11 protein-coding genes are annotated in these 11,978 nt (G+C 70.8%); 5 read left to right on the top strand and 6 right to left on the bottom strand.

Features of this window, described 5'->3' with window-relative positions:
• Nucleotides 1-60: 60 nt before the first annotated feature.
• Together ACFW6B_RS35625 and ACFW6B_RS35620 are read right to left on the bottom strand one after the other, a co-directional pair.
• Complete coding sequence (locus tag ACFW6B_RS35625; RefSeq protein ID WP_386602921.1) at nt 61-1,515, bottom strand: sensor histidine kinase; 1,455 nt, start codon at nt 1,513-1,515, stop codon at nt 61-63.
• The gene (locus ACFW6B_RS35620) at nt 1,512-2,201 is read right to left on the bottom strand and encodes a response regulator transcription factor (protein WP_386602919.1); all 690 of its coding nucleotides are present in this window, start codon (nt 2,199-2,201) and stop codon (nt 1,512-1,514) included. Before ACFW6B_RS35620 ends, ACFW6B_RS35625 begins: the two co-directional genes overlap by 4 nt.
• Before the next feature lie 160 nt (nt 2,202-2,361).
• Between ACFW6B_RS35620 and ACFW6B_RS35615 the strand changes: the two genes are divergently transcribed.
• Nucleotides 2,362-4,776: an MMPL family transporter gene (locus ACFW6B_RS35615; protein ID WP_386602970.1), complete on the top strand. Its 2,415-nt coding sequence runs from the start codon at nt 2,362-2,364 to the stop codon at nt 4,774-4,776.
• A 92-nt stretch (nt 4,777-4,868) separates the two neighbouring features.
• Here ACFW6B_RS35615 and ACFW6B_RS35610 read toward each other — a convergent pair whose 3' ends face one another.
• From ACFW6B_RS35610 to ACFW6B_RS35600, 3 genes are read right to left on the bottom strand one after another with little or no spacing between them, the layout of a single operon-like run.
• Nucleotides 4,869-5,687, bottom strand: a complete 819-nt coding sequence (locus ACFW6B_RS35610; protein WP_386602917.1) for a TetR family transcriptional regulator — start codon at nt 5,685-5,687, stop codon at nt 4,869-4,871.
• Nucleotides 5,688-5,696: 9 nt separating this feature from the next.
• On the bottom strand, nt 5,697-6,212 hold the full coding sequence (locus tag ACFW6B_RS35605) for a thiol-disulfide oxidoreductase DCC family protein (protein ID WP_386602915.1): 516 nt from the start codon (nt 6,210-6,212) through the stop codon (nt 5,697-5,699).
• 5 nt (nt 6,213-6,217) lie between these two features.
• Complete coding sequence (locus ACFW6B_RS35600; protein WP_386602913.1) at nt 6,218-6,625, bottom strand: hypothetical protein; 408 nt, start codon at nt 6,623-6,625, stop codon at nt 6,218-6,220.
• Between the two features lie 193 nt (nt 6,626-6,818).
• Between ACFW6B_RS35600 and ACFW6B_RS35595 the strand changes: the two genes are divergently transcribed.
• From ACFW6B_RS35595 to ACFW6B_RS35580, 4 genes are all read left to right on the top strand, one after another.
• A complete protein-coding gene (locus ACFW6B_RS35595) occupies nt 6,819-7,469 on the top strand; it encodes a Uma2 family endonuclease (RefSeq protein ID WP_386602910.1) in 651 nt (216 codons plus the stop codon).
• A gap of 49 nt (nt 7,470-7,518) precedes the next feature.
• Entirely contained in the window at nt 7,519-7,911 is a 393-nt protein-coding gene (locus tag ACFW6B_RS35590) for a hypothetical protein (protein WP_386602908.1), read from the top strand.
• Nucleotides 7,912-7,913: 2 nt separating this feature from the next.
• Nucleotides 7,914-10,379, top strand: coding sequence for a DUF4132 domain-containing protein (locus tag ACFW6B_RS35585; RefSeq protein WP_386602906.1), 2,466 nt, complete (start codon nt 7,914-7,916; stop codon nt 10,377-10,379).
• Nucleotides 10,380-10,472: 93 nt separating this feature from the next.
• Nucleotides 10,473-11,240, top strand: a complete 768-nt coding sequence (locus ACFW6B_RS35580; protein WP_386602904.1) for a DUF5707 domain-containing protein — start codon at nt 10,473-10,475, stop codon at nt 11,238-11,240.
• Between the two features lie 52 nt (nt 11,241-11,292).
• On the opposite strand, the gene ACFW6B_RS35575 is transcribed toward ACFW6B_RS35580, so the two are convergent.
• Nucleotides 11,293-11,904, bottom strand: a complete 612-nt coding sequence (locus tag ACFW6B_RS35575; protein ID WP_386602901.1) for a Uma2 family endonuclease — start codon at nt 11,902-11,904, stop codon at nt 11,293-11,295.
• Nucleotides 11,905-11,978 lie beyond the last annotated feature (74 nt).

Here is an 11,978-nt window from a genome sequence, read left to right as displayed (position 1 = left end):
AGGTCAACGCGGTGCGAGAGGAGATTTCCCGGCGGTCGCGCCCCGTCTGTTCCCGCGTTCTCACCGCACCGGCAACGTCACCGTCACCGCCAGGCCCTCTCCGGGTGCCGTCCGTACCGCGACGCTTCCCCCGTGGGCCCGCACCACGCCCTCCACGATCGCCATGCCGAGCCCGCTGCCCGCGCCGCCGCCGGCCCGGAAGAAGCGGTCGAAGACGCGCGCCGCGTCCTCCTCCGCGAGCCCGGGGCCCTTGTCCGCGACGCACAGCCGCAGGACGCCGTCCGCGCGCTCCAGACCGAGCCGCACGGGCACGTCGCCGGGTGTGTGGGTGCGTACGTTGCCCACGAGGTTGCCCAGCACCTGCCGCAGCCCCGACTCGTCGGCCTGCACGAGCAGCGTTCCCTCGGCGTCCACGGTCACCGGGCGGCCGGGCTGCTGGGCGCGCAGGTCAGCGGCCGCGTCCCGCACGAGCCGGCTCAGGTCGACGTTCCTGAAGCGCAGTTCGGGCCGCTGGTCGAGGCGGGCCAGGGTGAGCAGTTCGTCGACCAGCCGGCCCATGCGCTCGGTCTCCGCGTTCATCCGGTCCCAGGCCCGCCTGCGCTCGGCGGGATCGGTCAGCATCCCCTTCTCGTAGAGCTGGAGGTAGCCGCGGATCGCCGCCAGCGGGGTGCGCAGCTCGTGCGAGGCGTCGCCCACGAACCGGCGGAGCTGGGCGGCGCTGTCCTCGCGCGTCCGGTAGGCCGACTCGACCTGGTGGAGCATGGAGTTGAGCGCGAGCCGCAGCTGCTCGACCTCCTGGGTCGGATGCTGGCTGGAGGGGACGCGCCGGGTCAGGTCGCCCTCGGCGATGGCGGACGAGGTCTCCACCATGGCCTCCAGCGGCAGCATCCGGCGGCGCACGCTGAACATCGTCAGACACGCGAGGAGCGCCAGCAGCAGGGTGCCCACGGTCAGATCGAGCTTGAGCGCCTTCGCGATGCCCTTGTGCAGTCCGTCGGTCGAGTTGGCGAACAGGACGTAGGTCCCGTCGGCGAGCCGTGTCCCGGTCGCCCGGTAGTCGGCGCCGCGCACGGTGATGTCACGCGGGTCGGCGGCGCGGGCGAGGCCGTCGGGGTCGTCCACGGCGGCGGCGAACGCGCGCTGTGTGTCGGTGGGTTCGTAGCCGGCCACCTCGACGGCCCGGCCGCCGCGGTCGACGGCCGCGAAGATCGATTCCGGCTTCGACGACTCGTACGCGGCGGGCCCGATCCGCTCGTGCACGAACGCGAGGGCGCTCAGCGAGTCGATCTGGCGCATGGTGAGCTGCGAACCGCCCAGTGAGTCGCGGGTCTTGAGGAGCTGGGCGTCCACCTGGTCGAGGAGGTAGTGCCGCATGCCCATCAGGCTCACGGCGGTCGCCACCACGATGCCGAGGGCCAGCAGTCCCACGTTCGCGATCGTGAGCTGGCCGCGCAGCGAGTGGGTGCCGTGCCTGCGGCGCGCGGGGCGGTGGCCGGGCAGGGCGAGCGGGTTCATATGAGCCCGTACCCCACGCCCCGGCGGGTCTGGATCACCGGCGGGCCCAGCGGTTCGAGCTTGCGCCGCAGGTAGCTGATGTACGTCTCGACGACCGTCGACTCGGCCGGGTGCTCGTACTGCCAGACGTGGCGCAGGAGTTGCTCCTTGGGCACGATCCGGCCGCCGTTGCGGACGAGGAAGCGCAGCAGCGCGTACTCGGTGGGGGTGAGCTCGACCGTGGTGCCCGCGCGGTGGACGCGGTACGTCGTCTCGTCGAGCTCCAGGTCGCCGTGGCGCAGGGGCGGGCGCTGCGGCAGGACGTCGTCGGGCCTGGTGCGGCGCAGCACGGCGGTGATGCGGGCGACGACCTCGTCGATGTTGAACGGCTTGGTGATGTAGTCGTCGCCGAAGCCGAGCGCGCCGACGATCTCGGCGGGCGCGTCCCGCGCGGTGAGGAAGACGACGGCCAGGTCCGGCTGCCGCAGGCGCAGTTCACGGCCGAGCGCCCGGCCGTCGCCGTCCGGGAGCATCACGTCGAGCAGTGCCGCGTCGGGGCGGGTGCGTTCGGCGAGGGCGAGCGCCTCGCGGACGCATCCCGCGGCCATCACCTCGAAGCGGTGGTAGCGCAGCGCGATGGTGAGGACGTCCGCGATGCTCGGCTCGTCCTCGACGACGAGGACGGTGGCTCCCTCGTGAGCGGTCATGTCCCCAGTATCGGCCGGGCCGTCGGCGGCGGGGGCCGATCGTGCCTTGGAGTTCCTTGAGAGTCATGCGCGGGTCGTGTCCCCCCGCGCGCCCGGCCGCGAATCCTGGTGTCCAGGACCTGGGGGACCGACCGACTAAGGAGCGTTGAACGTGGCGGCATTGGCACGGTGGTGCTATCGGCACCGGCTGGTGGTCCTGTTGCTGTGGGTGGGTGCGCTGTTCGGTCTGGGCTTCGCGGCGACCACCGCGGGCACGGACTACGCGAACGTGTTCTCCCTTCCGAACACGGACTCCAAGCGTGCGTACGACCAGATGGAGAAGGCCTTCCCGGACAGCGCGGGGGACACCGACACGGTGGTGTGGAAGGTCGCGGACGGCACGGCCCGGGACGCCTCGGTGCGCGACCGGATGCAGCCCGTGCTGGACGAGATCGCGGGCATGAAGGGCGTGGGCCAGGTCGCGGGGCCGTACGAGGGTGAGCGGGGCGCCGCGCAGATCAGCCGGGACGGCACGATCGCGTACGCCCAGATCACCTTCGCCGAGCAGGCGAACGCCGTGCCCAAGGAACTGGTGCAGGACGTCGTCGACACCGCGCAGGGCGCCGAACGGGCAGGACTCCAGGTGGAGTTGGGCGGCCAGGCGATCCAGCGGGTGCAGGAGCCGCCCACCGGGCTCGCCGAGATGGTCGGCATCCTGGCCGCGGCCGTCGTCCTCTTCCTCGCCTTCGGCTCGCTCTTCGCGATGCTGCTGCCGATCGGCATCGCGGTCTTCGGCGTGGGCACGGGGCTGTTCTCCACGCAACTGCTCAGCCACGCCACGGACATCCCGGACCTGGCCCCGCTGCTGGCCACCCTGATCGGCCTCGGCGTCGGCATCGACTACGCGCTGTTCATCGTCACCCGCCACCGGCGCGGTCTCCTGCGCGGCCTGGATGCCGAGGAGTCGGCGGTGGTCGCCCTCAACACCTCGGGCAGGGCGGTGCTGTTCGCGGGCGGCACGGTGTGCATCGCGCTCGCGGGCATGCTCGTGACGAACCTCCGCTTCCTGGACGGCGTGGTCATCGGCACCTCCCTGACCGTCGTGTTCAGCGTGCTCGCGGCCACCACGCTGCTGCCCGCGCTCCTCGGCGTCCTCGGCACCCGGGTGCTCAGCCGCCGCCAGCGGCGCAAGCTGGCGGCGAAGGGCCCGGAACCGGAGCAGGTGAGCGGGGCCGCGGCCCGCTGGTCGACGAGCGTGCAGCGCCGTCCCCGTACGATCGCCGCCCTCGCGCTGGCCGTGATGGTGGTCCTCGCGCTGCCCGTCCTGTCGCTGCGCCTCGGCGCCACCGACCAGGGCAACGACGACGGCGCGACGACGACCAGGCAGGCCTACGACCTGCTCGCCGAGGGCTTCGGGCCCGGCTTCAACGGTCCCTTGCAGGTGGTCGTGACCGGCGGTGACACGGACGCCCTGGCGAAGAGCATCGGCGGCACGCCCGGGGTCGCCGCGGTCGCCGCGCTGCCGCCCGCGAACGGGGTGACGGTGATCCAGGTGGTCCCGACGACCTCGCCGCAGTCGGCGAGGACCGACGACCTCATCGACACCCTGCGCGACCGGGTGATCCCGGACGCCGGGGCGAAGGCCCACGTCGGCGGTGTGACCGCGGTGTCGAAGGACTTCGCCACGATCACCGGCGACCGGCTGCCCTGGTTCATCGCCACGATCATCGGGCTCGGTTTCCTGCTCCTGCTGATCGCCTTCCGCTCCCTGGTGGTCCCGCTGACGGCCGCGCTGATGAACCTGATCGCGGCCGCCGCGTCCTTCGGCGTCCTGGTCGCGATCTTCCAGTGGGGCTGGGGCCTGGACCTGCTGGGCCTCGGCAAGGAGGGGCCGATCAACGCCTTCCTGCCCGTCATCATGCTCTCGCTGTTGTTCGGCCTCTCCATGGACTACCAGGTGTTCCTGGTGAGCCGCATGCACGAGGAATGGGTGCACACGAAGGACAACGCGCGGGCGGTGCGCGTCGGGCTGGCGGAGACCGGCCGGGTCATCAACTCGGCCGCCCTGATCATGGTGTGCGTCTTCCTCGCCTTCGTCCTGAGCGGTGACGCGGGAGCGGCGATGGCGGGTGTCGGCCTCGCGGCCGCGGTCGCCCTGGACGCCTTCATCCTCCGTACGGCGCTGGTCCCCGCCGCGATGCACCTGCTCGGCGACTCCAACTGGTGGCTGCCCGCGGGGCTGGACAAGCGGCTGCCGCATCTGGCGGTGGAGCCCGCGGAGGAGCCGTCGAAGGAGGTGGAGCAGGCCGGCGGCGGCGCCTCGGCCGTGCACGGGTTCGTCCGGGACGCGGAGGGCGAGGCCGTCGACGGGGCGGTCCTCACGCTGCTGTCCAAGGGCGGCCGGCAGCTCGACCGGGTGACCTCGCTGGCCGACGGCTCCTACATCGTCTCGGTCCCGGCTCCGGGGACGTACCTGCTGTCGGTGACGGCCCGTTCGTACGGGGCGCGGGCGCAGCAGGTCGTCGTGACCGACGAGCCGCTGGTGTACGACGTGGAGCTGGTCCAGGGGGAGGTGGACGCCGACGCGGTCAACTGAGACCGCCGGGCGCCGGACCCCGACGGCGCACGGGGGCGCCCGCCTCGGCGGGCGCCCCTCGGTCCGTTCGTCCCGCCGGGACGGGCGGGCCCTCAGTCCGTCTTCTTCGCCGGGTCGGGCAGGGCCTTCGTCATGCCCGGGAGGAAGTCGGTGAACAGCTCGTGCACCTCGTGGACGAGGGGCCGCAGCAGCCGGAAGCGGGCCAGCGAGACACCGCGCGCCGTCAGACGCGCGCCGCGCTCGGCGAGCCGGTAGCTGCGCTCGCGGTTCTCGGTGCGGTCGAAGACCCAGTACAGGACGAGCCCCATCTGGGAGAGCCACATCAGCTCGGGCAGTACCTCGCGCAGTTCCTCCGGCACCTTGGTCCTCGCCCCCGCCAGCACCTCCTTGTGGACGCTGATCGCCTCCTGGCGCGCGTGCTCCGACTCGGGGGAGAAGGGGCTGAGCGGGCTGTCCGGGTCGGCGGCGTTCTTGAAGAACTGCACGGCGAACTCGTGGTACGGCGTGGCGATGTCCAGCCACACCTTGAGGACTCCGCCGAGCCGGGCCTCCAGGTCCGTCTCGCGGGCCAGCACCTCCCGGACCGCCTCCTGGTGTTCGGCGGCGATCCGGTCGTAGAAGCCCTGGATCAGGTGTTCCTTGCCGGCGAAGTAGTAGTACGCGTTGCCGACGGAGACCCCGGCCTCCTGGGCGATGGCCCGCATCGTCGTCTTGTCGTACCCCCGTTCCTGGAAGAGCCGCATCGCGGTCTCCAGGATCAGGGCCCGGGTCTGTTCGCTCTTCGCCGGGCTCTTCGCCTCCTTGCCGGGGGACTTGACGGGCTCGCGGGCCGCGGCGGGTCCGGAAGCCGCGGCGGGCTCGGAGGACCCGGTGGGGTCGATGGGGCCGGGGCTGTCTGTCGGTGCTGGCACGGGACGAGCCTAACGACTGGGAACCGTCGTACATCCGCCGCTGTCGCAGGCGGGCGGATCGAAGGTCCATCCGGCGACCGGGTCGTAGCTCCAGCCGTCGCCCCACTCGTACGCGCCGCCGCCCCACCGCTGCCGCGCCTGCGCCTCGCGCCACTTGGCGGCGGCGAGGGTCGCGCCCCTGGCCAGCTTCGCGCCCGCGGGGGTGCTGAGCCGGTGGGCCAGCGCCCGGTACTCGCGCAGCGCCCACAGGGTGACGATCCAGGCGGCGGCTCCCTGGTAGACCTGTCCGGCGTCCCCCACGACGGTGATCTCGTCCAGGGTGGCGCGGTGGTCGAGCCGCGGGTAGCTCCGGGCGGCCTCCTCGGAGCCGGCCGGCACGAACCGCAGCGGTACGAGCTGGGCCTGCCCGGCGAGCCACTTCTTCAGGAAGGCGCACAGGGAGCAGCGCGGGTCGTAGAGGACGGTGAGCCCGAGGACCGGGACGCGCGCCGCGTCCCGGTCCCTGGTGGCCGGTGTGCCGGTCACCGCTCTCACGCCCCGGCCGTGGGTGCGGCCCAGTCCGTCGGCCGCACCGGCGGTGTCTGCTCCCGCTCCATGACGCCCCGCCGCCGGATCTTGTTGAGGACGTAGACGTTCCCCAGGTGCATGACGCCGAGCACCAGCAGGACGACACCGAGCTTGGTCGACAGGGCCTCGAAGATCTCGCGGGCGTTGGAGATCTCGTCGCTCTGGTTCAGATAGAGGGCGACGAAGCCCAGGTTGACGAGGTAGAAGCCCACCACCAGAAGGTGGTTGACGGCGTCGGCGAGCTTCTCGTTCCCGTGCAGGACGTCCGACAGGAAGATCCGTCCGTTGTGGCTCAGCGTGCGGGCCACCCACACCGTCAGCGCGATGCTGACCAGCAGATAGATGACGTAAGCGACGACCGTGAGGTCCATGCCCCCACCCTTTCTTGAACGCGTTCAAAACGCTGTCGGAGATGAATGTAGACCTCCTTTTGAACATGTTCAAGTCGAATCCGGGGCGGGCGGCCGCGGATCGAACGCGTGATCACCCGTTGAGGTGAAGCGCCTCTCGTCCCCCCTGGGTACGCTGAACCGACAGGCGAGACTCCAGCCCATGGGAGCACTGATGAGCGCCGCATCCGAGGACGGGCTCGACGGCGAGCCGGCGTACCGCTGGCCGATCCCGCCCCCCGAGGGCTGGACCGCGGACGACCTCGACCGGATTCCGGGCCTCCCCCCGCACACGGAGTTGATCGACGGGAGTCTCGTCTTCATGAGTCCGCAGACCGCTTTTCACGGACGCTGCATGCGTCTGCTGGAGAACGCTCTCCTGGAGCAGGCGCCGGAACATCTCGATGTCATGCGCGAGATGACGATCAGACTCGACATCAAGAACCGGCCCGAGCCGGACGTCATGGTGTTTCCGGTGGACGCGAACACCGGGCCCGGCCAGACCTGGTACGAGCCCGGTGACGTCCTCCTGGCCGTCGAAGTGGTCTCGCCCGACTCCCGCGAACGCGACCGGGAGGTCAAACCCCGCAAGTACGCCGAGGCCGGGGTCCCGAACTTCTGGCGCGTCGAACAGGACGAGGGCAAGGGCCTGCCCGTCGTCTACGTCTACGAGCTGGACCCGGCCACCAGGTCGTACGCCCTCACCGGAATCTTCCACGACCGGCTCAAGGTTTCCGTCCCCTTCGTGATCGACATCGATCTGACGGCCGTCGACAGACGGAGGGGCGGTTCGGAGCCGACGACGGAGCCGGGACGGGACGGCTGACCCGGGCCCGGTGACCGGTTGTCAGTGGGGGCTCGTACTGTCTGTCGGCATGGGAATGGTGACGTTCGTCGACGAGACGACCAGTGGGGAGCGGGGCGCGGGCTGGGGGCTCGAGATCGCCGAGGAGCGGCTCACGGTGCGTGAGCTGATCCGGCGGCGGGTCTTCCAGGAGGTCGCCGAGTACAACGCGAACACGCCCGAGGTGTTCCAGGGGCTCGTCCAGCCCGAGGACACCGAGCGCGTGCTGAACGGCTACGCGCTGCGCACGCCCCGCCGGATAGACCCGGAGGCGCAGACCGGGCTGGCGCTGAAGGCCTTCGCCGGGAACGGCTTCCTGGTGCTCGTGGGGGACCGTCAGGTCACCGACCCCGACGAGGAGATCGAGCTGGTCCTGGGCACCGAGGTCACCTTCCTCAAGCTCGTCGCGCTGGTGGGGGGATGACGATGACCGCCACCTATTCGCAGCGGATCCGCGTGTGGGCGGACGAGGGCAACATGGGAGAGCTCGCCACCGGCGTGCTCAGGGTCGCCGCGGCCAACAAGGGCCACTGGGGCAGCGGCTGGACCGAGATCCTGGACCTGCTGAGAGCGCTGCCCGCCGAGCAGCGGACCCGGCTGGCCGGCGCGCTGGCGGAGGGCTATCACTCGCTCGGCGGCAGATCGGGCCCCCGCAGCAACGTGCTGACCGTGCTCGCCGTCATCTCCCACGGCCTGCCGGAGTACCCGCTCGCCGACGAGCGGGCGCAGCAACTCGAGGAACTCGGCAGGCAGTACACCGTCTGGTACGCGACACGGATGGACCTCGTGGCCGAGGCCGAGCTGGCGGCCGGCCGCGAACTGGACCCGGCCGTCGTCGCGGTGCTCCGCCGCACGGGCATGAACGCCTACCGCGTCACGGACCTGACGAAGCGGCTCACGGAGCCCGTCCTCAACGTCGGTGAGGAATGGGCCGAGCAGGCCATGAGGGACGCCTCCACCCCCGACTGGCAGGCCCTGCTCGCCCATCTGCTGACGGCCACAGCCTCCAAGCCCTCCGCCAAGTGGGACAAGCAGGCGCGGGCGCTGGTCGAGGCCCTCGGCGCCGACCGGGTCCGCGCCGCCGCGCTGTCCTGGCTCGCCCTCGCCGGCCGCCCCCGGACCTTCTTGCTGACCGGCCAGGTCTACGGCTCGGACGTGAACGACTCCTACGACCCGTACAACGCCAACGCCCTGCGCGGCCTCGCCTGGCTGGTCTCCCTGCTGCCGCCCCACCCCGACTCCGCGCGGGCCCTCGGGGCGCTCGTCGAGACCTCCCTGAAGAAGGTCGCCGGAATCGGCCCGCGCAATCCGAAGGTCGCCAACGCCGGTGTCGTCGCGCTCTCCCGCCTCGACGGCGAGGCGGCCCTCGCCGAACTGGCCCGGCTGGCCACCCGGGTGACCTACAAGCCCACGGCCAAGATCGTCGACGGCTTCCTGGAGGCGAAGGCCACCGCCCTCGGCCTGAGCCGGGCGGAGATCGAGGAACTGGCCGTCCCGGCGTACGGGCTCACCGAGGTCGGGCGGGCGCGCCACGAACTCGGCGAGACCACCGCGCTCGTCGACGTCCAGGGCTCACGCACCGTGCTGGGCTGGCTCAACGCGAGCGGAAAGCCCGTCAAGAGCGTGCCCGCCGCCGTGCGGCGCGACCACGCCGAGGAGCTCAAGGAGCTCAAGGCGGCCGTCAAGGACATCGACAAGATGCTCTCGGCGCAGACCGAGCGCCTGGACCGGCAGTTCCTCGCCCGACGCACCTGGGCGTACGACACCTGGCGCGAGCGCTACCTCGACCACCCGCTCGTCGGCACCCTCGCCCGCCGCCTCTTGTGGACGGTCGACGGAACCCCGGCCGGGTTCGCCGACGGCGAGCTGCGCACCCTCACCGACGACCCGGTGAAGGCGGGCGAGGAGGTCACCCTCTGGCACCCCGTCGACCGCGATCCCGTGGAGGTCGTCGCCTGGCGGGACTGGCTGGAGCGGCATGGGATCACCCAGCCCTTCAAGCAGGCCCACCGCGAGGTGTACCTCCTCACCGACGCCGAGCGCGCGACCGGCACGTACTCGAACCGCTTCGCCGCCCACTTCGTGCGCCAGCACCAGTTCAACTCCCTGGCCGCCGTCCGGGGCTGGCGCAACAAGCTCCGCCTCTGCGTCGACGACTCGGCGCCCCCGGCCACCAGGGAACTGCCGCAGTGGGGGCTGCGCGCCGAGTACTGGATCAGCGGCGACGGCGAGTACGGCGAGGACACCACCGAGACCGGCAGCTACCTGCGGCTGCGCACCGACCAGGTGCGCTTCTACCCGCTCGACGCCCCCGAGAACTCGGCGCACTGCTACGGCGGCGAGTACAGCATGTGGTTGCGTGACGGCCAGGACCCGGTCGAGCCCCTGGCGCTCACCGAGATCCCGCCGCTCGTCCTGTCCGAGGTCCTGCGTGACGTCGACCTGTTCGTCGGGGTCTCCAGTGTCGGCAACGACCCGACCTGGCAGGACGGCGGCCCCGGCGGCCGCTACCAGGAGTACTGGACGTCGTACGGCTTCGGCGACCTGAACCAGAGCGCCGAGACCCGCCGGGAGCTGCTGACCCGTCTCGTGCCCCGCCTCGCGATCGCCGACCGCTGCACGGTCGAGGGCCGGTTCCTGCACGTCAGGGGCGAGCTGCGCACCTACAAGATCCATCTGGGCTCGGGCAACATCCTGATGACCCCGAACGACCAGTACCTGTGCATCGTCCCCAAGGCGGGCGGCGGCCCCGAGACCGGCTACCTGCCCTTCGAGGGCGACCGCACCCTGGCGGTCATCCTCAGCAAGGCGATGATGCTGGCGAAGGACACGGCGATCACCGACCCGACCATCACCAGCCAGATCCGCCGGGCCGACGCCATTTCTGTTTGAGCGCCAACTGCCGCAACCAATAAGGTCGTTGAGGTGTCTCACCAGGTGTCACTCATGAACACATCGGAAACTTCTCACTTCACGGGGAGAAACATGCGCATGCGCGCTTTCATGGCCTTATCCGGTGCGGCGGTCGTAGCCGGCTCCCTTGTGGTCCCTGCCGCTCACGCCGCCCCGGCGGAGACCAGGCCGACGATCACCAAGGTCAGGATCAACGACGGCGATGACATCGTTATCGGCACCACGGCGGTGAAGACCGTGAAGGTCACCGTCACCGCCAGCCACCCCTCCGGCATCAAGTCCGTCGGGAGCTGGCTCTACCACGGCGACTTCGACGCGCCGAACGGCGGCGACCTGCCCGAGGGCCCGGCAACCTGCACCGCGGTCAACGCCACCACCTCGACGTGCACCCAGACGTACAAGATCGACCCGACGTACCAGCTGAAGAACAGCATGGCCGGCAGCTGGCACGCCGGAGTCGTCGTCCTCGCCAAGGACGACAGCTACACGACGAAGGAGAACGCCGCCCTCACCTACGTGAAGCGCGCGACGAACCTGACCGTGAACGCCTCGCCGGAACCGGTCACCAGGGGTCGCTACATCACCGTGACGGGCAAGCTGACCCGGGCCAACTGGGAAACCCACACCTACAAGCCCTACCAGAGCCAGTCGGTGAAGCTGCAGTTCCGCAAGCGCACCGCCGACACCTACGCGTCCGCGGGTACCTCGTACACCAACGCTCAGGGCGATCTGCAGGAAGTCGTGGTCGCCGGTGAAGACGGGTACTGGCGTTGGAAGTACAACACCAACTCCACCACGGCGGCCAAGGTGGCCGTCGGCGACTACGTCGACGTCCGGTAACACCTCCAGGCCATCAGGGCCGACAGCGATCAGGATCCGTGGTCGGCCCTGATCAGGGTGCCGGTTCGGGGCCGCCCGATGCGAGGATCTCGGCCACGTCGAGGGTGACCTTGGCGCCGATGGTGTCGGGCAGGGCGACGAGTTCGCCGGGGGCGTGGACGCGGTGGTTGCCGTATCCGCCCCCGGCCGGGTCGGTGAGCACGTGGAGGCGCCGGTGCTTGCGGTCGACGATGACGTACACGGGCACGTCGGCACCGGCGTACGCGGAGACCTTGGTGCGCAGATCGGACTGGTAGTTGCTGGAGGTGACTTCCAGGACGAGGCGGAAGCAGACGGGGTCGTAGCAGTTGTTCTCGACGAGGTGCTCTCGGAAGTCGGCGTCCACCAGAGCGAGGTCCGGGACGGCGTAGTCCTCCGCGCCGGACGGCAGCCAGAGGCCGATGCCCTGGAGCACCTGTGACTCCGCTCCGTGCAGTCCGGCTGCCAGGAACGGGAGCATGAGGTCGGTCAGGGCGCTGGCATGGGCACCGTCCGGCGGCGGGGACACGAGGATCTGGCCTCCGATGATCTCGACGCGGTAGCCCGGGTTGCGGTCCATGAGACGGTTCGCCTCCGCGATCAGCGGACGGTCGTCGTGGGGCCGCTCGACGGATGCTGCGGACATCACGTGCCTCCTGTGGGCTGGTGTCGAGAGCATCATCGTAGGCCGGTCGGGCCGAGAGTGTCCCTTTCGTTACG

The organism is Streptomyces sp. NPDC058751 (assembly GCF_042746485.1).
In the GTDB taxonomy this organism is placed as follows: domain Bacteria; phylum Actinomycetota; class Actinomycetes; order Streptomycetales; family Streptomycetaceae; genus Streptomyces.
This window is presented reverse-complemented; position numbering and strand designations above follow the sequence as displayed.

What these genes read in the sequence shown, in the direction of transcription:
- ACFW6B_RS35625 (WP_386602921.1), bottom strand. Translation starts at nt 1,515, where the DNA reads ATGAACCCGCTCGCCCTGCCCGGCCACCGCCCCGCGCGCCGCAGGCAC.
- ACFW6B_RS35620 (WP_386602919.1), bottom strand. Translation starts at nt 2,201, where the DNA reads ATGACCGCTCACGAGGGAGCCACCGTCCTCGTCGTCGAGGACGAGCCG.
- ACFW6B_RS35600 (WP_386602913.1), bottom strand. Translation starts at nt 6,625, where the DNA reads ATGGACCTCACGGTCGTCGCTTACGTCATCTATCTGCTGGTCAGCATC.
- ACFW6B_RS35595 (WP_386602910.1), top strand. Translation starts at nt 6,819, where the DNA reads ATGAGCGCCGCATCCGAGGACGGGCTCGACGGCGAGCCGGCGTACCGC.
- ACFW6B_RS35590 (WP_386602908.1), top strand. Translation starts at nt 7,519, where the DNA reads ATGGGAATGGTGACGTTCGTCGACGAGACGACCAGTGGGGAGCGGGGC.
- ACFW6B_RS35585 (WP_386602906.1), top strand. Translation starts at nt 7,914, where the DNA reads ATGACCGCCACCTATTCGCAGCGGATCCGCGTGTGGGCGGACGAGGGC.
- ACFW6B_RS35580 (WP_386602904.1), top strand. Translation starts at nt 10,473, where the DNA reads ATGCGCATGCGCGCTTTCATGGCCTTATCCGGTGCGGCGGTCGTAGCC.
- ACFW6B_RS35575 (WP_386602901.1), bottom strand. Translation starts at nt 11,904, where the DNA reads ATGTCCGCAGCATCCGTCGAGCGGCCCCACGACGACCGTCCGCTGATC.